Origin of the sequence: Pseudoalteromonas sp. NBT06-2, assembly GCF_002276045.1 — a bacterium.
Taxonomy (GTDB): Bacteria; Pseudomonadota; Gammaproteobacteria; order Enterobacterales; family Alteromonadaceae; genus Pseudoalteromonas.
This window is the reverse complement of sequence record NZ_NQMR01000005.1, coordinates 115,231-136,338: the sequence shown is the minus strand read 5'-3', so window position 1 is coordinate 136,338 and position 21,108 is coordinate 115,231. Positions and strand designations below refer to the sequence as shown.

Here is a 21,108-nt window from a genome sequence, read left to right as displayed (position 1 = left end):
AAGTGTTTTTTTGAGAAAAGTTAAAATAAGCAGCCGTTCGTTCATATTTCAAACAAAAGACTTAAAGACCGATATTTTCATTCTAAAAAGCCAAAAAATACGGTTCAATTTACTTATTAACGAGGGTTTCATTCCGTCAAAATAAAAAGTGTGATGATTTATATTTTGATTCTATAGTCGTTGAGTAACGTTATGCTAAAAAATATACTTATTGCTTATTGATAGTACTGCCCATCATGAATATTAATGACTATATTAACTACTTTAACTAATCCACTAACCAAAAGTGTATTAGCTAAAGTCGAATATTACAAATCGTCTTGCCTTAAATTAACCTCTAATTACTAAACACAACTTGTATGTTATTTTATTTCGACTCTTTGAGAGCGCATTACAACTTCATCATTGAGTTCAATACCAATACCTGGTTCTTCTGAAACTTCAAAAAAACCATTTTTAGGTTGAGGATCTTGTAAACATAATTCACGGTTCCACTTTTTAATGGCATAAGTATGGTGTTCATGAATTAAGAAATTTGGAATCGCCGTTTCTAAATGTAACGAAGCTGCAGTTGCAACTGGACCACCACATACATGAGCTTGAATACGAACATCAAAGATATCAGCGTAATCACATACTTTTTTAGTTTCAGTAAAACCACCGCATAAGCCAATGTCTGGTTGTAAAACATCAATACTTTGATCTTCAAGATACGGACGCACTTGCCATCTATTATAAAGTCTTTCGCCACCAGCTATGGGCACAGCCACTTTATCAGCCACTTTTGCATGTAGTGAATGATTTAAGTAATTAACAGGCTCTTCATAGAACATACAATCAAATTCTTCTGCGATCTCACCTAACTGAATTGCCGATGTCGCACCTGGTAAACTATGGCATTCAAAAATAATATCAACTTCATCGCCTACCGCTTCTCGAATAGCTTGCATACGAGCACGATATAATTTCATTTCTGAACGGTGAATAATATTAGTTCGGTCATAATAAGTTTCACCATTTTTGTTATACATAATAGGGTCAACTTTAACTGCATCATATCCTTGTGCTACTGCTTTTAATGCAGCTTCAGCATACTCTTGTGGCTGAACAAGTGCTTTGAACTCATCATCCCAATCAAATTGTAACTGTGATGCATACGTTCTTAATTTATCGTTTACTTTACCACCGAGCAATTGATATACAGGCAAACCAAGAACTTTACCTTTAATATCCCACAGTGCAGTATCTAATGCGCTCATTGCCGAATAAACAACAGGGCCTCCACCTAAACCCCAAAAACTTTCTCGCAACATACGAGCCCACAGTTTTTCTGTTTGAAATGGGTCATGACCAATTAAAAATGCTTCAGCCATTTCTTTGATCATTGCAGCTGCAGCACTATGGCCTAAATCATAAGCAAGACCAGCTTCACCCACACCTGAAATCCCTTCATCAGTATGAATACGAACAAAAACAGGTGTCCAAGCAGGTCTATCTGGACAATGGATATCAAACACTTCGACGCGAGTTACTTTCATAATTATTCCTATTAAATTTATTATATATCTAACCTGATCTTTTCATAAGATAAAACAGTGCTAAATACTTAGCTTTTGTAAAGTTCAGGTTATTTAGCAAAACTAGGATCTAAACGATATGCTTTACGTAACATAGCAGGCCAAGAAATTTGACCTCCTGTACTTCCTGTATGTACTTTGCTTTGCTGAGTTTTAACGGTGTCTAAAATATTTTGATCAATTGCTATGAGTGGTTTACCAGTCGATAATGCCATTACTTGCACTTCACATGCACGCTGTAAATCAGCCCAACGCATAAAAGCTTCACCAACACTAGCCCCTAAAGTTAATGCGCCATGATTTGGCAACATTAATGTATGTGCATTACCTAAATCACTCTGTAAACGTGATTTTTCCTTCTCATTAACAGCTAAACCTTCATAATTATGATAAGCAATTGAGCTATGCGGAAACATAGCATGTTGACAGATTGGCTGCAGTCCACCTTCTAAAGTAGAAACAACAATGATTTCATTGGTATGTAAGTGAATCACGCAATGGGCATCTTCACGTGCTTCATGAATAGCACTATGGATAGTAAAACCAGCAGGATTTATCTGAAATGGAGAGTCATCTAAGATTTCGCCTTTTAAATTAACCTTTACCAAGTTAGACGCTGTAATTTCATCAAATGCAAGGCCAAATGCATTTACTAAATACTCATATTTACCCGGTAATCGAACAGAAATATGCGTATAGATGGTGTCATCCCAACCATAAAAGTGAGCAAGGCGATAGCAAACAGCTAAATCAATGCGTAATTGCCATTCTTCATCTGAGACTTTATTTTTTAAGTCTAATTGTGGTAATTCAAACATGAGGAAACCTCTCATTGAAATTTGGGACCGTCAGCTCAAACTGACAATGGATGTTTAGAAGTCTAAAACAAGCATCATAATGTTACAATGAGCTAAACTAAAAAAAACCGCTTAATGCGGTTTTTTTTAGTTTAATTATTTACCAGTTTAAATCATCAGGTACTTCAAAATCAGCATACGGATCGTCTTCATCTTTTTTATCGTTTTCAGGTAAAGCATGTAATACGATATATTTTTCATCTACCTCAGCTATTTTTCGTGCTGGTTCATCATTTAAGACATAAAAAATACCTTCAAGCACACATATTGCTAAACGTCCTTTTGCTAAAGCTTTTTGTGTAATTTCATTTACATCAAGATCTTTTATCTTATTTTCATACGTGAAATTAAAAGTTAAATCACCTTTAATTTCAGATTGATTATTGTGTTGTAAAATCTGCTTAACACGTGCTATTTGCTCTTTATCTTTTTGCTCAGTTAGCTTAGCTAAATTAAGTAATTCAGCTTTTTTCTGTTGTGCTAACTTAGTTTTTTCAATGTGTTTTTGTAGATCACTAGGATTACTACTAGCACCTTTTTTTTGCTTTTTTTGTTGTTTACGTTTAGTCGTTTTAGCCACTTTCACTTTATGTGCAGTGGTTAAACCTGATTTTAATAGCTGGTCTTGTAATGAACCCATGATCATCATGCTCTTATAGATGGAATATGTTTATTTTAATAATCATTTTGATTAATTAAAAGCCTTGTATTGAAGTTTTAAAAGATTAAGCTACTAATAGTTTTATTTCTCAGAGTTGTAACAACCTAACTTATGCGTTTTATTCATTTATTAAGCTGCTCTGTTTTTATATTTTTTGTACTTTATGCACCACAGCCACTACTACCATTATTTTCACAAATATTTGACGTCAGTCCCACTGTTGCAGGTAGTTTAATGACTGCAACTATGATCCCCTTAGCAATGGCGCCTTTATTTTATGGTTTACTATTTCAAAAATTAAATACATTAAAAATACTCAGATTCACTATGATGCTACTAGCAATTACCTGCATTATTTTCCCTTTTATAAAAACGTTTGAATTATTGTTACTCTGCAGAATTTTACAAGGGCTGCTACTACCCGCCGCACTAACAGCGATGACTAGCTATATAGGCCAAACATATCAAAATGATCAATTACAAAAAAAAATGACCGTATATATAGGTAGTACAATTTTAGGTGGCTTTTTTGGTCGATTATTAGCGGCTAATTTTACTGAGTTTTTTAACTGGCAAAATTTTTATTTTTTAATTGCTGTTGGACTATTTTGTTTCTCGATATTTATCAAAACAAAAAATACAGCCAATGATAAAGCCCGCCCTTCAATAATCTCTGGAGTAAAAAATTTAAAACAACCAGGATTATTTAAAATTTACAGTGCAGTTTTTTGCATGTTTTTTTGCTTTACTGCTGTTTTGAATTATTTACCGTTTATTTTAAAAAATGATTTTAATATGCAAAGCACAGCCAATATTGGCTTGGTATATATAGGATATTTGTGTGGTGCTATAGCCTCTTTATTAACACCACTGTTAGTTAAACATTTTCAAAAGCACTTTAAATTACTTAGTATTTTGTTTATCGTTTATGCCATATCAATTATTTTAATGATGGCAAATCAATTTCAACTATTTTTTATCGCTTTCTCACTTTTTTGTGGCGCAATGTTTATTATACATAGCATAGCTGCACCGCTTGTAAATAAAATAAGCCAAGCGCCTGCCAGTGTTACTAATGGTGTATATGTTTCTTTTTATTATTCCGGTGGAGCTTTAGGTTCGTTTTTACCAGGCTTAATTTATCAAACCTACGGTAAAACAAGTTTTTTAGTGGGTATTTTATTAGTATGTATGTGTGGCCTCAGCTTAGTATATTCGGGTTTTACCAGTTCTATTAAGTTAGCGGTCAAATATAAATGAATATAAACTTTCAAGATCACCTTTTTTTGTTCCGGACAAAAAATAAGCACCTATATTCATATAGGCAAAGCACTTGATTGAGTAATAGTTAGCTATTAGATTGAAGATTACGCAGCTATTATATAGTTAGGCCATTTAGAGTAAGCGTATATTTAATGGAATTGCATTATAAGCAATGACCACTTAGTTTGACGCTGTACTCACGCCAAACCACATCATCGATTGAATGAGACTTAGGACAATAGCGACGCTTTTTAAGCTCTTTTTCTAACATATTGGCAGCTTTGTCTTCCAATTCTAATTTTAACGCCCCTGAATCACTAAAACTTTCTGTTAATAATAATTTTTTATACGCGCTACGTGACATATTTTTTGTCAGGGTCAAATCAACTGCGCCAGTGGGCTTAACTGAGACTATATAAGAAAACTGTTTTTCTTTATTTTCAGTTGAAGCAATAAACTTTTCATTATTAATTTCATAAGCAGGCACGTCTGATTTACTGACACATCCAGATAACAAAACTAATAATATTATCGGTAAACCCTTGTTCATTGAATGACCCTTCTATTTTTAATTACAATTTATGACTTCTTTAACCACATTAACCCTAAGCTCTAGTCTATACAATGCCCTAAAATTCTAAAAGTCGTATTTTGCCAATATTTTTCATCCACCTCATAACCATACGAACACCATTTCTTTTGGTTTAACATTTTATCTAGCATAGATAACGCTTTTTGCTCTAATGCAATTGAATTTTTAGATTTCTGTTCTACAGGAACTTCTTTCGAAATACTCTGAACTCTTTGAGGATTAAGTCTTCTGCGTTTTTTTGTTTGTTTAGATTTAGACTCTTCATCCTTAGCGGGAATAAAATCAATTGAAAAGGCAAAACGTTCAACGCCATGATTATCTATTTCTTTAACTAATGTCTCATTTTTAGATGCTGAATCATTTTTTTTATTACTGGAGGTAGTACAAGCCGATAAAGTTACAATTGCAGCTAAACTTAAAAATACAACTTTCATGATATTTCCTTTGTTTTTATTATATTTTAACAGTAAAAACACTTGGACAGTTAAAAAATGTAAAGGTTTTGTTTGATTTTTATCCATTAAAACAAATAATCATAAAAAGTGCTTGACCAAATTTTAGAATAAACATAAAGTACGCCCAATTCAGGGCAACCAGTCACCTTGAATGATGGAATATGGGGTTATAGCTCAGCTGGGAGAGCGCCTGCCTTGCACGCAGGAGGTCTGCGGTTCGATCCCGCATAGCTCCACCACTTTCCATCATATTTTAAACTCTTCTTAAAAATTTCTACAGTTTATGAATCTCAAATAATAAATATCCGAAAATATAACCTGTGATACAGGCAAAATTAGAAAATTTAAAAATTGCGATAGCGTTATTTAAGTGAGATAACAATTTTCAAATATCACTGCCATTGAACAATTAAAAATTCCCAACAAAAACAAAAAACGAAGAGACTTGGTGGCGAGTTAAAGAGTTTCAATTTTATAAAGATATAAAATTTAAGTAAATATATAGCATTTCATCTTGTTAAGTAAATTAGAGTCCAATAATATAAGAAAAAATATTAAATTCCTAAATGCAATCACATAATCAAAGTCTGACATATTTACACATTGCTGTATTTTTATTTGGCGGCACAGCTTTATTTTCTAAATTAATCGGCATACCTGCTTTAGATATAACAGTTTATCGCACAGCTATAGCTGCAGTTACTTTGTTTATTTTACTATATATCACTAAAAAGAAAATAAGACTCACGTGTAATAAAGATTATGGCATTGCCATTTTATTGGGTGTTGTTGTTGGTATTCATTGGGTTACTTATTTTACAAGCATGCAAATGGCAGGAGTGACAATCGGTATTATTGCCTTTTTCACTTACCCTGTTTTTACTATTTTTTTAGAGCCTTTATTTAATAAAACGCGCCCTAAATTAAAAGATATAATGTTAGCTTGCGTTGTCATTTTTGGTATTTTCCTACTCATACCAGAAGCAAGTTTAGGTAATCAAGTCACAATAGGCATAATAACGGGCGTCATATCTGCGGTCTTTTTCGCTTTGAGAAATGTTTTACATAAAAATTATTTTGTGCATTACACTGGCCCACATACTATGCTTTATCAAACCTTAGTGGCTTGTTTAATGTTATGTTTATTTGTTGAAGTCCCTCCTACAGAAATAACTCAAACTGATTGGTTATTAATACTTCTAGTGGGAGTTGTATTTACTGCAGCGCCACATTCATTATTTGCTTCTAGTTTACAAGGTTTATCTGCAACCACGGCAGGCCTAATCTCTTGCTTACAACCTTTATACGGTTGTGTTTTATCTTTTATTTTATTAAGCGAGCGACCTCGCTTTACGACATTCATTGGTGGGTTCTTAGTTGTTAGTGCTGCTTTTTATGAAACCTGGTCAGTTAACAAATCAAAAAAAGGAATTGGGTATCGATGAAAGTATTTGCTCATAGAGGTGCGAGTGGGAATTACCCTGAGAATACCCAAAGTGCGATAAACGCGGCCTTAGATATTGAGGTAGATGGCATTGAAGTTGATTTACAAAGTGCCAAAGATGCGTATGTGATTATTCATGACTCATGGTTAGATAGAACAACCAACGGCCGAGGTAAAGTAAGTAATTACACTATGAGTCAATTAAAAAAGTTTGACGCTGGTTCTGGTGAAAGAATCCCTAGTCTTGAAAATTTAATCGACTGGAATAATAATCAAACTTTATTAAATATTGAGCTTAAACATACATTCGAATTAATAAATCTTATTGAAGATATTAAAAATTATCTTTCTAATGGAAAAATATCACAAGAAAATTTAATTATTTCATCTTATGATCACCATCAACTGAAATTTATAAAGCAACAATTACCTTGGCTCAAAATAGGAGCCCTTACCTCAAGCATACCAATTGAATATGCTAAATTTGCTCAAGAGTTAAATGCATTTAGCATTCATATTGATAAAGATTTTATTAATCAAGCTTTTGTTTCTGATGCTCACCAGAGAGGGTTAAAAGTTTACGCCTACACGCTAGATAAAATAGAAGATATCGAGTTAATGTTAGCATTAGGTGTTGATGGTATTTTCACTAATTTTCCAGCAACAACTAAGAGTATGCTCCAAAATATGACTCGTTAGGCTTAGTTTTCTTAAATAAACTAAGCTCGCTCTATATCAAAGCTTATAACATCTTTGATCTGCTTTTTTTGCAAGGCAAGCATAATTAACCTATCAACTCCTAGCGCCACTCCGGCACATTCTGGCATACCTGACGCCAGCGCATTTATTAGGTTATGATCTGTAGGGACTTGAGCTAACCCCATGCTTGTTCTTTTTTGATTGTCACTTTCAAACCTTTTGAGTTGCTCATTTGCATCTGTCAGTTCATTAAAACCATTAGCCAATTCCATATTTTTAAAATACAGTTCAAATCTATCAGCAACTTTTGGATTCTCTTGATTTATTTTAGCTAACGCAGCCTGAGATGCAGGAAAGTCATAAATAAAACATGGTCGGTCTTGCCCAATAGTTGGCTCAACTATCATGCTGAATAATAATTGTAATAAGGTATCTTTATCTTCTTCATCTTTAGCTATGTTTTCAAAACCATGAATTTCGCATAATTTTTTAAGCTCAGTTAATGAAGCATTGATAGGGTCAATATTGAATACAGCTTCAAAAGCATTTTGATAGGTAATTCGAACCGCTCTTTCGCACTTTAAAATACACTGGATGAGTGAATCAATTTCATCCATTAATGCAAAATGATCAAAACCAGGTCTATACCATTCCAGCATTGAGAATTCAGGGTTATGATGTTTACCTGATTCTTCATTTCTAAAGGCTTTACTTATTTGAAAAATAGCACCACTACCGGCAGCTAATAACCTTTTCATTGCGTATTCTGGTGATGTTTGTAAATAAAGAGGTAAACCTTTACTAAAATGAGGCCCTATAAATTCAGTAGAAAAACTCATTAAATGAATATCAGTTGCGCTCGCCTGAGATAAGCTTGGAGTTTCAACCTCGATTACATTTCTTTTATAAAAAAACGCTCGGATATTTCGAATAATTTCAGCACGCATTTTTAAACTTTGGATGCTGGCACTTGGTTGCCAAAGAGTTGCATTCACGAGCAGACCTTGAAGAAAAGGTTTAAATGTTAACAAGAAGTAAGCAAAAGCTGTACGCATAAAGTTTACCATACAACTTTTGCTAAATGAGTGTGCTACTAACCTTAATTCAGATTACTTAGCAACACGACTGACATATTCACCATTACGTGTATCAACACGAATAACTTCGTTTACTTGAACAAATAATGGAACACGCACAACAGCTCCCGTTGATAAAGTCGCAGGCTTACCGCCAGTTCCAGCAGTATCGCCTTTAAGGCCTGGATCTGTTTCAGTGATCTCTAACTCAACGAAGTTAGGTGGAGTCACTACAATTGGGCGACCATCCCAAATGGTTAATGTACAAACATCATTTTCCACTAACCACTTTAGCGCTTCGCCTAGTGCTTTTTCATCTGCGGCAACTTGCTCAAAAGTTTCATTATTCATGAAATGCCAAAACTCACCATCGGTATAAAGATAAGCAAGTTCAGTATCCATCACATCAGCGGCTTCAACTGTATCACCTGATTTAAATGTTTTCTCTAATACTTTACCGGATATCAATTTACGTAATTTTACACGGTTAAAAGCTTGGCCTTTACCCGGTTTTACCATTTCATTATCTATAATGCTGCAAGGTTCGCCGTCCATCATAAATTTTAGGCCTCCCTTGAATTCATTAGTGCTATAATTCGCCATCTAATCCTCTATTAATCAATTCGAGTTATTTACTAAGCTATGATACAAACAATTGAAGCAAATTTGCATACTAACTGGCAAAAAGAATTAGCTATGGCCGTATCTGAGCCAAATAAATTGCTAAAAATGCTAAAAATTGATGAAAAACCTTTTTCTGATGATATCAAAGCAAGAAAATTGTTTGCGATGCGTGTCCCTTTACCATTTATTAAAAAAATGAAAATGGGTGATCCTAATGACCCTTTATTACTTCAGGTGCTGCCTTTACATCAAGAGTTTTTAATCAAAAAAGGCTTTGACCACGATCCATTGCTTGAGCAAAATAATCAGATCCCTGGTTTATTACATAAATATAAATCTCGCGTACTCATTATTTTTAAAACTGGTTGCGCAATAAATTGTCGCTATTGCTTTAGGCGTCACTTTCCATATCAAGATAACCATTTAAATAAAAAAGCACTAATCAACTCGCTAAAATACGTTGCCAATGATAATAATATAAATGAAGTTATTTTAAGTGGCGGCGATCCACTGATGGCCAATGATGATTCGATTGATTGGTTTATGACTGAACTTGAAAAAATCTCCCATATATCTCGAATTAGAATACATAGTCGGCTACCTGTGGTGATCCCAAATCGCATTACAGAACAATTATGTAATCGTTTAAAGTCATCTCGATTAAAAGTGATTTTAGTTACACATATTAATCATGCTAATGAAATAGACAAAACGCTGAGTCAGAAACTACATCAATTAAAGCTTGCTAATGTAACCTTACTTAATCAAGCTGTATTGTTAAAAAATATTAACGACAGTGTGGTTACTCAAGTAGCTCTAAATGAAGCACTATTTAATGCTCATGTTTTGCCTTATTACTTACATGTTTTAGATAAAGTGCAAGGCGCTGCACATTTCGAAGTAGATGAAGAATATGCCAGAACAATACAAAAAGGCATACTAAATGAGCTGCCTGGCTTTTTAGTACCTAAATTAGTCAGAGAAATAGGTGGCGAAAAAAGTAAAACACCAATAAATATATACCCATGACACCTAAAAATACGTGATTTAAGCGAGAATTAAACAGGATTTAGGTAAGGCATTAATTGAAGATAATGGTGCTACCTTATCAAAATTAATAACGCAGCATAAACCCTATTTAAACTCGCCGAGACGGTGCTTTTAAGCAAACCCACTTCATCGTTGCGTTGGTTTGAAAGGTGCCTACATTCCTGCATTAACACGCCTTGAATTGGGCTCGCTCAGATAGAGCTAAAAATGTAATGTTGGTAGCACCAAGCTGTCGCTTTAATGAAGCTTTTAAACACGTATATTAATATTTTGACCTAAAGTAGCCGTCACTGAAGAAGTTGAAGGTTGATTACTCACTATCGGTGCACTGCTAGCAGCCGATTGAATTAAAGCTAATGCAGCTTCACCTTCTAACTTTTGGTGTGATTTTGCCAATGAAGCTGAGTATACTTGTGCGCCTTGCGAGTTATCTATTAAAGGTAAACCACCACCAGAAATATCCATCTAATTCTCCATTTTAGAAATTAATCATTAATGATATTATAGCGGCAATTTTCAAAAAACCTTTAAATAAAAATGAATCCAGTAATAGAGCAATTAAATAACAATTTAAAAATATTATACAGACAAGCCCTAGATGCAGATAATCAACTAGATGCATTACAAAAAGGCGGACATGCAAAGTTTAGTGCGCTATTAAAAGATCCTGCTTTTTCTTTTGATGCTAAACGTTTTAAACCTTATATTTTAGATATCGCATCTGATGTTGAAACTCTGAGCAAGCAGGATGATTTAGACAAAACGTTATTAGAATCAACCGTCGCAAAATTACAAAAAATTCATCAACTATTGACTCGCTTTACTTAAAGTAATTGCCTGTTGGTTAATCGTAAACGTGAATTTGAGCTATACTTAGTTTAATGCCATTTATTTGGAGGGACTATGTCTATAGCAATCCCTTTAACTGTCGGTAGTGAAATTCAAAGAGCAAGTGCACTTCAAAATCAAAAGGGGTCAGAACAATCAACCTCTCAGTTTGGAGAGTTTTCGGATGATATCATTAAATTATCTGAACTCGGCTTAAAAAAACAACTAAGCGAGCAAGTGATAGAAAATAAAAATGATATTTCATATGAGTCGGTTAGAGTAAGCAGCACAATAGGAAAGTCTCAATCGGCTAATAACTTAACACACACTCAAGCGACCCAACTTTATAATGATATTGCTGCTATTATGTAGTGTTGTACTCATTTATAACGAAAAAACTCACCTTTATTAATGAGTTTTTTATATTATGCAGCTATCAAAATCACTTGATTTGTTTTAATAACTCTTTATTAAACCAATCTGAAATCAGCCTATGATCATAATAAAAAACGCCTTCTCTGCCTCTTTTAATTTTATCCATAAAACTCATATCTTTTAGCTTTACGTCATCTTTGTTAATTAACTTTCCGTTATTGTCGGTTAGTACATAGCTAAATTTAATTTTTGGAAAGTGTATTGGTTTAACTATACGTATTTCCTTAACACTGCTAAAAAGTACATCTCCGGCTAAATCTAAGTCATTAATTTTAATTCTTAGTTTATATCCTTGAGGTAGTTTTTTAGCTAATTTAGCAAAATGTGTCTCGAATGATTTTTTAATTTGTTTGTGAAAAGCACTTTTAGTTCCGCCGTTAGGTCTGACATCTGTAAAGTCATTAAAGTCACCCCAGGTCACTTTAGCTTTAAAGTCACTCGGATTATCAGAAGCACTTACCAGAAGTGGTATAGATAAAATCAATGCTGCTATTTTATTAATTACTTTCATTACGCCATCTCCAAAGAAGTAAACCAACTTAAAATTTAATATCGCTAATATGACATGTATAAACTTAACATAAGCTTAATAAATATTAGATTAGCAAAATTTAACTTCAATAATTTTTGCTTTATTCTATACGGATAACAAGGTAAAAAACAGATCAATGATTGATTGTTAACTTAAAATTCCGACCATGTTCTGTTTATAACGACGGGATAAATTGAGTAATTCACCATTTTTTAACGTCACTAAATAGTCACCATTATCTGTTGGTTTCAACTCAGTGATACTATGTTTTTTCACCAAAGCAGATCTATGAATACGAATAAAGCCATGTGATGCTAATTTATCCAGCATAGAACCTAGCGTCTCTCTATGTAAGATTGGTCTTTGCTCATTAGATAAATGCAATTCAACATAGTTTCCAGCACTACCTACCCATAAAATATCATCTGTATCTATTATACGAATTTTGCCCGTATCTTTAACAACTATGGGTTCTTTTGAGTGATTTGGTAGTTGAAATTGTTTTAATAAATTTTGAATATACGTAATAGGAGCTTCGATCACTCGGTTTAACTCTCTTAATAACTTACGAATGCATTTTTGGAACCTCTCATTACAAAAGGGAGCAATTAAGTAATCAATAACACCTAAGTCAAAAGCTTTTGCGGCTTGAATTGAATTATCAGATAAATATACAATTCTAATATCTGAAGAAAGTTTTTCTATTAATTGATTTTGTTCGTCATCAGAAAGTAAATTAGAGTCAATGAACAAAACATCAATTTCACCAGATAAACATATACCTAAAACATCTTCTTTATTACTAGTCAAAGCAACGGCTTCAAAGTCAAAATTAAATTCAAGTAAATGCTTTATATTAAGGCGTGTTTTTTCGTTAGCACTGGCGATAACAACATTATATTTATTCATTACCCATCTCCTTGTATACGATATAGCTCGTAGTTATATACGAAACTTATCGTACAAGTCAATGGTTTAATAATTTTTTTCATTTCCAAGTATATTTACCCATACGACTTGGAAATGCAGGTTTCAAAGCTTGGGTATATACCTAAGCTACTTGGAAATACATGATTTCAGCGGGAGTTTAAATGGTCAAATACAAGACATTTATTGCAGGTAATGGTTATTCCCTTATCAACATAAATAACGCGGTAGTTGACCATTTTAAACACGCCCGTAGGGAATTTATCAGGTAGCTTGGGTATATCTATTCTGAAGCTAACTCGACAGAACGATAAAAACCATCTTCTTGAGATAAGTGCTCAACTAACTCTGGCATAACTGAATCCATTGTCTTTGTTAGGTTCCATGGTGGGTTAATAACTATCATACCCGATGCTGTCATGCCGTGTTCTTGCGTATCTTTTGAAGTTCCTAATTCATACAAATGTATATTCTTAATACCCGCATCAATAAGTGACATCTCCATTTTATCAATGCGCTCTCTATCTACTACCGGATACCAAATCATATAAGTACCCGTCGCAAATTTTTTATAAGCATGAGCGACGGTTTTAACAACGAGTTCGTAATCAGATTTAATCTCATAAGGCGGATCAATTAGAATACAAGCACGACGTGATATTGGTGGTAATAGAGCTAATAAACCCTGAAAACCATCTTCTTTTCTTATTTTTCTTTTTCGAGTCGGTTTAAAGTTATTTAATAAATGACCATGATCTTGCGGGTGTAATTCAAATAGCCAAGATTTATCTTGAACTCTTAAAACATGATGCGCTACTGCAGGTGAACCTGGATAAAAAGACACATCATTTTTATTAAAGCCCTGTATTAAATCTAAGTAATCCTTAATTGCTTGGTTATCACCTGAATAAGACCATAACTTAGCAATCCCTTGTTCAAATTCTTGCGTTTTTTGAGCTTCACTTGATGACAAAACATACATTCCCGCTCCGCTATGCGTATCTATATATTCTAGCGCTTTATCTTTTTTTGTGAGGTACTTTAATATCTCAAACAATACTAAGTGTTTTAACACATCGGCTGGATTTCCAGCATGAAATGAGTGACGATAGCTAAGCATTTAAAATCCTATTTTTCTTTCAATAGAGAGGTAACTTTCTCTATTTTACTGAAAAAAACAACTTATTTCAGCTATTCGTCCGTAAACAGTAGCAATATGTACAAGTTTAGATTAAATTTGCACTTATTATTAAACCAGTTATAAGAGCGCCTTATGTTAAATGAAACACTTCCTCAACTCGAACAACTGATCAATCAACTTATTGAACAAAACAATCAGTTAAAACAAACTGTTTCTGAGTTAAAAGATCAAAATATAAAACTAACCGATGAAAATGAAACACTTCAACTTGAAGCTTTAGAAGTTGATGAAAAACAAAAGAATGCTGCAAAAACCCTTGAAAGTTTATTAACTAAATTACAAAGTGTTCAGCAGGCTAATTAATGTCTCCAACCAACCCAAAAGGCATTAAGGTTGAAATCATGGGGCAGCAACATCAGTTTGCTTGCCCAGATGGACAAGAGCCCGCTTTAAAAGAAGCAGCGCAACATTTAGATAAATTATTCTGGGATATCAAGCAACGCAGCGGTATTCTAAATAATGACAGAGTACTTTTGATGACAGCTTTAAATTTAAGCCATGAACTCGCTTTGGCAAATCAGAAATCAGAAAAAAGTCAGCAATATATTAACGCTTTAATTTCTACGGTAAATAATGCTCTCAATAAAAAGTAGTGCGTTATTTCCCATAAAACTCTGGTAATTAATAACACTTTATAACCATAATGCATTCCAATTTTGTAAACATGGAAACCTTATGGCTTCAAAGAGTAGAATATTAGGTATTAAATTTATTTTAGTCAGTATCACTTTACTTGCGGTGTTAATTAGTGATGCGCATGTATTTGCAACCTTACTTACAATTCAACAGACTCAAAGCACAAGCCAGTTGCAATTATGGGGGTTTTTAATTGTTGCTGGCGGACTTATAGCTGGCTGCTCATTATTAAAAATAAAAAAAACACACTATATTCACTCCGCTATTTATTTAATTATGGCTATTGTTTTTATCTTTTTACCTTTTATAATCATAAAATCACCTTATGTTGTTTTAGAAGTAATAAGTTAATTATTTCAGCTAACATTAAAATTAGTCTACACTCAAATTATTCACCAGCACGGATCACAAGGTGTATGGCACAGCTTCGAATATTTATATTTATCGCACTTATTGGATGCCAAACAAATAGCGAAACTCTCAAGGATACTAAGCCTCAAACTAAAAGTAATCACTCACACTCAAAGTTAAATCACGCAAAAAAAATTACAACTATTCCCAAAACGCCTAATAAAACGAAAATAAAAAAAGTAATCAATAAAAAACCATCTGAAGTATCTGATTTGTGGTTCAGAATTGCGATGCAGCTTAAATTCCCTAATGTTAACAACAAAAAAATTGATAAAAAAATAGCGTGGTACTTAAAACACCCAAATTACATGCACACAATTTCAAAACGTAGCGAGCCCTTTATTTACCATATTGTAAATCAAATAGAGCACCGAAAATTGCCCTTAGAATTGGCTTTATTACCCATAGTAGAAAGTGACTTTGACATTAAAGCGCAATCAAATCAGGGCGCCATCGGTATCTGGCAGCTCATGCCTATGACCGCAAAGCACTTTAATTTACAAAAAAATGCTTGGTACGATGGTCGTTATGACGTACTGGCAGCAACAACAGCCGCTTTAGATTATTTAGAATATCTCTATTTAAAATTTTCAAAAAATTGGTTACATGCTATTGCAGCATATAATTCAGGTGAGGGACGAGTAAAGCAGGCTATTATCGAAAATAAACGACTTGGTAAAAAAACTGACTTTTGGTCATTAAACTTACCAAAAGAAACAACTAATTACGTTCCAAAATTACTCGCTTTATCAGCAATATTAAAACAACAAAATAAGTATCACTTTTGGCCTAAATTAAAAAATCAAGCGACAACAATTAATATCGATATTGGTCAGCAGTTTGATATGTTAATTGTCGCTAAAATTGCAAAAATAAAAATGCAAACGCTATATAACTTAAACCCTGGATATATAAGTAATTCAAGCCCGAAAGAGGGTCCTCATCAATTACTTGTGCCAATTAGCCAAGCTCATTTTTTTGATTCTCATTATCAGTTTATTGATGGCAAACTTGTTTACGGTCGATATCAGGTCAAAGCCAAAGATTCTTTATTCAGAATATCCAAGAGATTTAATACAACAGTGAGTAAACTAAAAACGATAAATCAACTAACCGGCGACTTAATAAAGGTAGGTCAAGTATTAGCATTACCCGCATATAAAAAATCGGAGTTAACAATTCAATACCATATAAGCCCTTATTTACAGCGTAAAAAAACACCGAGTAAAGTAAAGGTTAGTACATCTTACATTGTAAAAAAAGGCGATACTTTATGGGATATAAGCCAGCGCTATGGTGTATCTTTTAAAGAGTTAGCAAAGTGGAATAAAATGAAACAGAACGCAATTTTAAAGCCAAGCAAAACAATCATTATTTGGTTAGAAAAAGATCCAGCACCACTTGAAAATAAAACCAAAGCAACATTTAATACTCAATTTTTAGATATATTAAATATTAATACCACGATCCCTAATGAATGAGTTAAAATAAATCTGCCTCCTATAGAGTTCGGGCTTTAAATACACCCTTTTGGTTTATATTCATCATCTAAATCACTAGTGCAATTCCAAGTTCCAGAGGAAGAATTTCTTGTCAAAAGAATAACTTTGCCATCAAATTTATCAGCGTTACCATTTTTTGTTGTACATTTTATCTTTGTTGAGGTGACTTCAATATTACAAAGGCTCGAATTGGTTGTGATACCTATAAAATTTAATTCTGAAGGCACCAGACTTGGAGTACCACCATTATTAACAGATACTTCAAAGCCAACTTTTCCAGATGAAATTTCTGATAACGCAATCATTGCTTGTGATTTAACAATATAACTTTGAAAAATAGGCAATGCCACGGTTGCCAATATACCTATAATTGATACTACAATCATCAGCTCCATCAAAGTAAAACCTTTACTCTTTTTCATGATTTTTCTCTCCATTGATACTTGAGATAAATCATTATATTACTAGAAAAATCAGCCTAATTCTAAGTAAAAATAAACATTAGATTTACAAACAATTAAACTGAAGTCTTTAAATTCTTTTTTAAATATAAAATCAAAAAGTTAGCTTGTCATAATATTAATGTCGATTGAATTATTTACATACGGTTTTTCTAAATCAATTAACAATTCTCCTCTAAAAAAGAACCGATTTCAATTAAAATAAACCCTTTTAACATTCTCTTTTTTCTTGATATTCCAGTACAATTATCAAAATGAATAAATAAACTGAAATATTATGTCTATAAGCAAAAACTCTGTTGTTGAATTCCATTACACGCTGACTGAAAATGGCGTTGAAATTGAAAATAGTCACGCGTCTGAACCTCTACAATATTTACATGGCCATAATGCGATGCTGCTAGGTTTAGAAAATGCCATTGAAGGTAAAGCAATTGGAGATAAGTTTGAGCTCACACTTTCACCTGAAGATTCATACGGTGAACGACAAGATGATTTACAACAAAGGATCCCATTAAAACATTTACAAGATGGTTCTGGCACACCCACTAAGAAAAAAGTAAACATCTGGAAAGCGGGTATGAATGCCTTTGTTGAAACGGATCAAGGCCGTCGCCAAGTGACCATTATGAAAGTGGGTAAATTTAATGCTGATTGTGATTTAAACCATCCATTAGCAGGTAAAACACTGACATTTGCTATTGAAATTAACACTGTTAGAGAAGCAACTGAAGAAGAGTTATCTCACGGACATGTACATGGCACTGGCGGTTGTGGGCACTAACCAATCAGCTTCGCATCTTGCTATTAACCATTGCCTGCGGTTTAACTAAAAGGCCTTGATACAACTTAATTCAATAATATTTTTTGCATTTGAAATGCATATTATTGAATTCACCTAATTAATATAAAATTAAAACGCAGATGCCAAACTGAGTAGACCATATGGTAAATAAAAAATATAAAATAATAGATCCACATATTCACTTATTTGATTTATCAAAAGGTCAATATCAATGGCTACATCCAAATAACCCACCCTTTGGGTCTGATAAACATATTATTCAAAAAAGTTTTACCGAAAGAGATTTAACATTAAATAGTCACTTTACACTTGAAGGCATAGTACACATCGAAGCCGGTTTTGATAATGAGTTTCCCATTAAAGAAATTAACTTATTAAAATCAACAATCACTCAAACCCCTTTTAAAGCCATTGCTTTTATAGATATGGCATTGCCAGCTAAAAAATTCAACGCGCAGTTAACTCATTTACAATCACACTGTAAAAGCCTGTTAATAGGTATTCGCCATATAATGGAAGGTGATGATATTGACTTAATATTTAATGAAAATATATTAAGCAACTTAACAACCCTAGCAGAAAAAAATTTAATTTTTGAAGCGCAATTCGAAATCCATGATCTAAAATCGACTGAACAACTCACCTATTACGCTAACAATTTACCAAACTTAAAAATAGTCATAAATCATTGTGGTTTAGTGACAAAAGACAAGTACCACCTTTGGCAACGGGCGGTGACTATTTTATCTTCTTTATCAAACATACATATTAAATGTTCTGGCTGGGAAATGGATAATAGACAATATGAACAATTATGGTTACAAAAAATAATTAATCATTTAATTAATAGCCTAGGTGAGAACAGAATCATGCTAGCAAGTAACTTTCCGCTTTGTTTATTCAGTAAAAGCTACACTGATTTATGGCAAAGTTACTTAGATTTAAATTTACCAAATAATATTTGGCAAGCAATCAGTTTTGATAACGCAAAAGATATTTATCGAGTGGCAGCAACCCCTAGTATCAGAGTTTAAATACAGGTAAAATACCAATACTCCCTACGTCAGGTTTTTTTAGTTTAAATTCAACTTTGCAGTCTGGGATAATTTGTTAGTATCGCTCAACTATTGGCTCAGCTCTAATATAGAAATAGACTGAAAAAAATGAATATAGCACAAAATAATTTTGGTAAAAAATTTTACCAAGTAAATTTTCCATCATAGAGAATTAATAATGTCACTCTCACCAGACTTAATAAGCAAACTTGTTAAACTTGCATTAGACGAAGATTTAAATACCGACAAAGATGATACATCGTCAGGTCTCAGTACTACTGGAGATATAACCGCATTATTAATTCCGCACACACAAACTGCCAATGCCATTGTCATTACACGTGAAGATTGCATTTTTTGTGGTAAAGCATTAGTTGAAGAAGTATTTAAACAAGTTAATATCCTGTCAAATTCTGACGTAACACTTGAATTTTTAATCAATGACGGTGACGCAGTAAAAGCCAATAGCATATTATTTATAGCCACTGGTAGCGCAAGAGCGATTTTAACAGCCGAGCGCACAGCACTTAATTTTGTACAAACCTTATCAGGTACTGCCACGACAACCTCACTATGTGTCAAAGAGCTTGAAGGCACAACAACGCAATTACTCGATACCCGTAAAACCTTACCAGGTTTGAGACAATTACAAAAATATGCCGTAAAATGTGGTGGTGGTCAAAATCACAGAATCGGACTTTTTGATGCGTTTCTCATAAAGGAAAACCATATTGCAGCCTGTGGTGGTATTAACCAAGCAGTTACAGCGGCAAAACACAGTATTGCCAAACAAGATAACCCTAGCATCAAAATAGAGGTAGAAGTAGAGAACTTTGCCGAACTAGAGCAAGCAATCAATGCGGGGGCTGATATCATTATGCTAGATAACTTTACCGTTGAGCAAATTCAACAAGCGGTCACTTTTACCGATAAACGCGCTAAATTAGAAGTCTCAGGCAATATGACTATCGAAACATTAAAACAATACTCTCAAGCAGGTGTCGATTTCATATCAAGCGGTGCATTAACAAAACATGTAAATGCCGTAGACTTATCAATGCGCTTTAGCAATAACTAATACAAAATTGCTCATGAAACATGGTTTATAAAATATAGTTCATAAAACATCAACCATAAAAACAGCATGAGTACAAAAAGTAACATAATGTGTATTTTAAAATAACGTTTCGCTGTAAATACAAGCTAGAATACAAGTTTGTTACAGAAATTAACTAATAAACTACCAATATGTATTACTGCATGATAGCATCTAATAACAATTAAGGGGTACATGGAGCCACCTCTAATGATAAAGAGGTAGGTGGTTTTATTGATTTTAGTAATACAATCAATAAATAATTTACTCTGAGTTTATAATTGTATCTATGAGTTAAAATGGAAGTGCATCAAAACTCACATACACACTTTCTCATTAGAGAATTTTAACTATACTAAACTGAATGCGTATTTTAGAGACTTAACATTGACAACTCTATAACATAGCACATTTGACATTTAGACCCCTTAGGAGAGTAACAATGCAAAATATGAAAAACATAAAACAAAAAGCCCAAAAGGGTTTCACTCTAATTGAATTAATGATTGTAGTCGCAATTATCGGTATTTTGGCTGCGGTTGCGTTGCCTGCTTACTCGAACTATCAAGCTCAGTCTAAATTAACCGCTGGCTTAGCTGAAATTTCAGCTCTAAAAACAGAATTTGAAGTATTAAAAAATAATGGAGATACTCCAGCCACAGCTTTAGCCCCAGCTGACTCAGGAAACTGTGATTTTACGATTACAAATACAACAATTGCTTGTGCCGCTCAAAGTGCTCCAACTCAAATAGCGGGTGCTGTTTTAACTTGGACAAGAGCACCTGATGGCGCTTGGAGTTGTAAAACAACAGCAATAACTACATCTGATGGTCAAGCGTTAGCACCAAAAAGCTGTCCTCATTCGTAAATTGATTTAAGTTATAAATAAAACGCCCTAATGGGCGTTTTTTATTACTTTTA

General features: G+C 33.4%; 26 protein-coding genes and 1 tRNA gene. 15 read left to right on the top strand and 12 right to left on the bottom strand.

Annotated elements, in window-relative coordinates:
- Positions 1–362: 362 nt before the first annotated feature.
- From CJF42_RS02305 to CJF42_RS02295, 3 genes are all read right to left on the bottom strand, one after another.
- Positions 363–1,538 (bottom strand): mandelate racemase/muconate lactonizing enzyme family protein, encoded by a 1,176-nt coding sequence (locus CJF42_RS02305; RefSeq protein ID WP_095365119.1) that lies wholly within the window; start codon positions 1,536–1,538, stop codon positions 363–365.
- Between the two features lie 89 nt (positions 1,539–1,627).
- Entirely contained in the window at positions 1,628–2,395 is a 768-nt protein-coding gene (locus CJF42_RS02300) for a class II aldolase/adducin family protein (protein ID WP_095365118.1), read from the bottom strand.
- 139 nt (positions 2,396–2,534) lie between these two features.
- Positions 2,535–3,074, bottom strand: a complete 540-nt coding sequence (locus tag CJF42_RS02295; protein WP_095365126.1) for a DUF2058 domain-containing protein — start codon at positions 3,072–3,074, stop codon at positions 2,535–2,537.
- A 132-nt stretch (positions 3,075–3,206) separates the two neighbouring features.
- On the opposite strand from CJF42_RS02295, the gene CJF42_RS02290 reads away from it, so the two are divergent.
- The gene (locus CJF42_RS02290; protein ID WP_095365117.1) at positions 3,207–4,355 is read left to right on the top strand and encodes an MFS transporter; all 1,149 of its coding nucleotides are present in this window, start codon (positions 3,207–3,209) and stop codon (positions 4,353–4,355) included.
- Between the two features lie 166 nt (positions 4,356–4,521).
- Here the strand turns inward: CJF42_RS02290 and CJF42_RS02285 are convergent, their stop codons facing one another.
- Together CJF42_RS02285 and CJF42_RS02280 are read right to left on the bottom strand one after the other, a co-directional pair.
- Complete coding sequence (locus CJF42_RS02285; protein ID WP_095365116.1) at positions 4,522–4,908, bottom strand: hypothetical protein; 387 nt, start codon at positions 4,906–4,908, stop codon at positions 4,522–4,524.
- A 62-nt stretch (positions 4,909–4,970) separates the two neighbouring features.
- Entirely contained in the window at positions 4,971–5,384 is a 414-nt protein-coding gene (locus CJF42_RS02280; protein ID WP_141235464.1) for a hypothetical protein, read from the bottom strand.
- Positions 5,385–5,568: 184 nt separating this feature from the next.
- Between CJF42_RS02280 and CJF42_RS02275 the strand changes: the two genes are divergently transcribed.
- The 3 genes from CJF42_RS02275 to CJF42_RS02265 all read left to right on the top strand — a co-directional run bounded on the left by CJF42_RS02275 (position 5,569) and on the right by CJF42_RS02265 (position 7,548).
- Positions 5,569–5,644 (top strand) — tRNA-Ala (locus CJF42_RS02275).
- Positions 5,645–5,971: 327 nt separating this feature from the next.
- The gene (locus tag CJF42_RS02270; RefSeq protein WP_095365114.1) at positions 5,972–6,850 is read left to right on the top strand and encodes a DMT family transporter; all 879 of its coding nucleotides are present in this window, start codon (positions 5,972–5,974) and stop codon (positions 6,848–6,850) included.
- On the top strand, positions 6,847–7,548 hold the full coding sequence (locus CJF42_RS02265; RefSeq protein WP_095365113.1) for a glycerophosphodiester phosphodiesterase: 702 nt from the start codon (positions 6,847–6,849) through the stop codon (positions 7,546–7,548). The genes CJF42_RS02270 and CJF42_RS02265 overlap by 4 nt, the downstream gene beginning before the upstream one ends.
- 20 nt (positions 7,549–7,568) lie before the next feature.
- Here CJF42_RS02265 and epmA read toward each other — a convergent pair whose 3' ends face one another.
- Together epmA and efp are read right to left on the bottom strand one after the other, a co-directional pair.
- Positions 7,569–8,543 (bottom strand): elongation factor P--(R)-beta-lysine ligase, encoded by a 975-nt coding sequence (epmA, locus tag CJF42_RS02260; RefSeq protein ID WP_095365125.1) that lies wholly within the window; start codon positions 8,541–8,543, stop codon positions 7,569–7,571.
- A 114-nt stretch (positions 8,544–8,657) separates the two neighbouring features.
- Positions 8,658–9,227, bottom strand: a complete 570-nt coding sequence (gene efp / locus CJF42_RS02255) for an elongation factor P (protein ID WP_095365112.1) — start codon at positions 9,225–9,227, stop codon at positions 8,658–8,660.
- 39 nt (positions 9,228–9,266) lie between these two features.
- Here efp and epmB point away from each other — a divergent pair, with 39 nt between their 5' ends.
- Positions 9,267–10,277 (top strand): EF-P beta-lysylation protein EpmB, encoded by a 1,011-nt coding sequence (gene epmB, locus CJF42_RS02250; protein WP_095365111.1) that lies wholly within the window; start codon positions 9,267–9,269, stop codon positions 10,275–10,277.
- A 270-nt stretch (positions 10,278–10,547) separates the two neighbouring features.
- Here epmB and CJF42_RS02245 read toward each other — a convergent pair whose 3' ends face one another.
- Positions 10,548–10,763, bottom strand: a complete 216-nt coding sequence (locus CJF42_RS02245; RefSeq protein WP_095365110.1) for a hypothetical protein — start codon at positions 10,761–10,763, stop codon at positions 10,548–10,550.
- A 72-nt stretch (positions 10,764–10,835) separates the two neighbouring features.
- Here CJF42_RS02245 and CJF42_RS02240 point away from each other — a divergent pair, with 72 nt between their 5' ends.
- Both CJF42_RS02240 and CJF42_RS02235 read left to right on the top strand, forming a co-directional pair.
- Positions 10,836–11,126, top strand: coding sequence for a prephenate dehydrogenase (locus tag CJF42_RS02240; RefSeq protein ID WP_095365109.1), 291 nt, complete (start codon positions 10,836–10,838; stop codon positions 11,124–11,126).
- A gap of 75 nt (positions 11,127–11,201) precedes the next feature.
- Positions 11,202–11,498 carry a hypothetical protein gene (locus tag CJF42_RS02235; RefSeq protein WP_095365108.1) on the top strand — a complete coding sequence of 99 codons (297 nt, stop codon included), beginning with the start codon at positions 11,202–11,204 and terminating at the stop codon, positions 11,496–11,498.
- Positions 11,499–11,568: 70 nt separating this feature from the next.
- On the opposite strand, the gene CJF42_RS02230 is transcribed toward CJF42_RS02235, so the two are convergent.
- The 3 genes from CJF42_RS02230 to CJF42_RS02220 form a co-directional block, all read right to left on the bottom strand.
- Positions 11,569–12,072, bottom strand: coding sequence for a DUF3016 domain-containing protein (locus tag CJF42_RS02230; RefSeq protein ID WP_095365107.1), 504 nt, complete (start codon positions 12,070–12,072; stop codon positions 11,569–11,571).
- Positions 12,073–12,240: 168 nt separating this feature from the next.
- Positions 12,241–13,002 (bottom strand): LytR/AlgR family response regulator transcription factor, encoded by a 762-nt coding sequence (locus tag CJF42_RS02225; RefSeq protein ID WP_095365106.1) that lies wholly within the window; start codon positions 13,000–13,002, stop codon positions 12,241–12,243.
- Between the two features lie 301 nt (positions 13,003–13,303).
- Complete coding sequence (locus CJF42_RS02220; protein ID WP_095365105.1) at positions 13,304–14,140, bottom strand: 23S rRNA (adenine(2030)-N(6))-methyltransferase RlmJ; 837 nt, start codon at positions 14,138–14,140, stop codon at positions 13,304–13,306.
- A gap of 153 nt (positions 14,141–14,293) precedes the next feature.
- On the opposite strand from CJF42_RS02220, the gene CJF42_RS02215 reads away from it, so the two are divergent.
- From CJF42_RS02215 to CJF42_RS02205, 4 genes are all read left to right on the top strand, one after another.
- Positions 14,294–14,524 (top strand): cell division protein ZapB, encoded by a 231-nt coding sequence (locus CJF42_RS02215; RefSeq protein ID WP_095365104.1) that lies wholly within the window; start codon positions 14,294–14,296, stop codon positions 14,522–14,524.
- Positions 14,524–14,814, top strand: a complete 291-nt coding sequence (locus CJF42_RS02210; RefSeq protein ID WP_095365103.1) for a cell division protein ZapA — start codon at positions 14,524–14,526, stop codon at positions 14,812–14,814. Before CJF42_RS02215 ends, CJF42_RS02210 begins: the two co-directional genes overlap by 1 nt.
- Before the next feature lie 82 nt (positions 14,815–14,896).
- The gene (locus CJF42_RS27155) at positions 14,897–15,208 is read left to right on the top strand and encodes a hypothetical protein (protein ID WP_170940442.1); all 312 of its coding nucleotides are present in this window, start codon (positions 14,897–14,899) and stop codon (positions 15,206–15,208) included.
- Between the two features lie 65 nt (positions 15,209–15,273).
- Positions 15,274–16,749, top strand: coding sequence for a LysM peptidoglycan-binding domain-containing protein (locus CJF42_RS02205; protein WP_170940441.1), 1,476 nt, complete (start codon positions 15,274–15,276; stop codon positions 16,747–16,749).
- 35 nt (positions 16,750–16,784) lie between these two features.
- Here CJF42_RS02205 and CJF42_RS02200 read toward each other — a convergent pair whose 3' ends face one another.
- On the bottom strand, positions 16,785–17,192 hold the full coding sequence (locus tag CJF42_RS02200; RefSeq protein WP_095365101.1) for a pilin: 408 nt from the start codon (positions 17,190–17,192) through the stop codon (positions 16,785–16,787).
- Positions 17,193–17,508: 316 nt separating this feature from the next.
- Between CJF42_RS02200 and CJF42_RS02195 the strand changes: the two genes are divergently transcribed.
- The 4 genes from CJF42_RS02195 (at position 17,509) to CJF42_RS02180 (ending at position 21,055) form a co-directional block, all read left to right on the top strand.
- Positions 17,509–18,015, top strand: coding sequence for an FKBP-type peptidyl-prolyl cis-trans isomerase (locus CJF42_RS02195; RefSeq protein WP_095365100.1), 507 nt, complete (start codon positions 17,509–17,511; stop codon positions 18,013–18,015).
- 161 nt (positions 18,016–18,176) lie between these two features.
- Positions 18,177–19,070 (top strand): amidohydrolase family protein, encoded by an 894-nt coding sequence (locus CJF42_RS02190; RefSeq protein WP_095365099.1) that lies wholly within the window; start codon positions 18,177–18,179, stop codon positions 19,068–19,070.
- 199 nt (positions 19,071–19,269) lie between these two features.
- Entirely contained in the window at positions 19,270–20,169 is a 900-nt protein-coding gene (gene nadC / locus CJF42_RS02185; RefSeq protein ID WP_095365098.1) for a carboxylating nicotinate-nucleotide diphosphorylase, read from the top strand.
- Positions 20,170–20,638: 469 nt separating this feature from the next.
- Entirely contained in the window at positions 20,639–21,055 is a 417-nt protein-coding gene (locus tag CJF42_RS02180; RefSeq protein ID WP_095365124.1) for a pilin, read from the top strand.
- Positions 21,056–21,108 lie beyond the last annotated feature (53 nt).

Coding starts and splice junctions, on each gene's coding strand:
- CJF42_RS02220 (WP_095365105.1), bottom strand. CDS start 14,140: ATGCTTAGCTATCGTCACTCATTTCATGCTGGAAATCCAGCCGATGTG.
- CJF42_RS02205 (WP_170940441.1), top strand. CDS start 15,274: ATGGCACAGCTTCGAATATTTATATTTATCGCACTTATTGGATGCCAA.
- CJF42_RS02295 (WP_095365126.1), bottom strand. CDS start 3,074: ATGGGTTCATTACAAGACCAGCTATTAAAATCAGGTTTAACCACTGCA.
- CJF42_RS02240 (WP_095365109.1), top strand. CDS start 10,836: ATGAATCCAGTAATAGAGCAATTAAATAACAATTTAAAAATATTATAC.
- CJF42_RS02195 (WP_095365100.1), top strand. CDS start 17,509: ATGTCTATAAGCAAAAACTCTGTTGTTGAATTCCATTACACGCTGACT.
- CJF42_RS02280 (WP_141235464.1), bottom strand. CDS start 5,384: ATGAAAGTTGTATTTTTAAGTTTAGCTGCAATTGTAACTTTATCGGCT.
- CJF42_RS27155 (WP_170940442.1), top strand. CDS start 14,897: ATGGCTTCAAAGAGTAGAATATTAGGTATTAAATTTATTTTAGTCAGT.
- CJF42_RS02200 (WP_095365101.1), bottom strand. CDS start 17,192: ATGAAAAAGAGTAAAGGTTTTACTTTGATGGAGCTGATGATTGTAGTA.
- CJF42_RS02230 (WP_095365107.1), bottom strand. CDS start 12,072: ATGAAAGTAATTAATAAAATAGCAGCATTGATTTTATCTATACCACTT.
- CJF42_RS02270 (WP_095365114.1), top strand. CDS start 5,972: ATGCAATCACATAATCAAAGTCTGACATATTTACACATTGCTGTATTT.
- CJF42_RS02305 (WP_095365119.1), bottom strand. CDS start 1,538: ATGAAAGTAACTCGCGTCGAAGTGTTTGATATCCATTGTCCAGATAGA.
- nadC (WP_095365098.1), top strand. CDS start 19,270: ATGTCACTCTCACCAGACTTAATAAGCAAACTTGTTAAACTTGCATTA.
- CJF42_RS02215 (WP_095365104.1), top strand. CDS start 14,294: ATGTTAAATGAAACACTTCCTCAACTCGAACAACTGATCAATCAACTT.
- CJF42_RS02300 (WP_095365118.1), bottom strand. CDS start 2,395: ATGTTTGAATTACCACAATTAGACTTAAAAAATAAAGTCTCAGATGAA.
- epmB (WP_095365111.1), top strand. CDS start 9,267: ATGATACAAACAATTGAAGCAAATTTGCATACTAACTGGCAAAAAGAA.
- CJF42_RS02245 (WP_095365110.1), bottom strand. CDS start 10,763: ATGGATATTTCTGGTGGTGGTTTACCTTTAATAGATAACTCGCAAGGC.
- CJF42_RS02190 (WP_095365099.1), top strand. CDS start 18,177: ATGGTAAATAAAAAATATAAAATAATAGATCCACATATTCACTTATTT.
- CJF42_RS02225 (WP_095365106.1), bottom strand. CDS start 13,002: ATGAATAAATATAATGTTGTTATCGCCAGTGCTAACGAAAAAACACGC.
- CJF42_RS02210 (WP_095365103.1), top strand. CDS start 14,524: ATGTCTCCAACCAACCCAAAAGGCATTAAGGTTGAAATCATGGGGCAG.
- CJF42_RS02235 (WP_095365108.1), top strand. CDS start 11,202: ATGTCTATAGCAATCCCTTTAACTGTCGGTAGTGAAATTCAAAGAGCA.
- CJF42_RS02285 (WP_095365116.1), bottom strand. CDS start 4,908: ATGAACAAGGGTTTACCGATAATATTATTAGTTTTGTTATCTGGATGT.
- efp (WP_095365112.1), bottom strand. CDS start 9,227: ATGGCGAATTATAGCACTAATGAATTCAAGGGAGGCCTAAAATTTATG.
- CJF42_RS02180 (WP_095365124.1), top strand. CDS start 20,639: ATGAAAAACATAAAACAAAAAGCCCAAAAGGGTTTCACTCTAATTGAA.
- CJF42_RS02290 (WP_095365117.1), top strand. CDS start 3,207: ATGCGTTTTATTCATTTATTAAGCTGCTCTGTTTTTATATTTTTTGTA.
- CJF42_RS02265 (WP_095365113.1), top strand. CDS start 6,847: ATGAAAGTATTTGCTCATAGAGGTGCGAGTGGGAATTACCCTGAGAAT.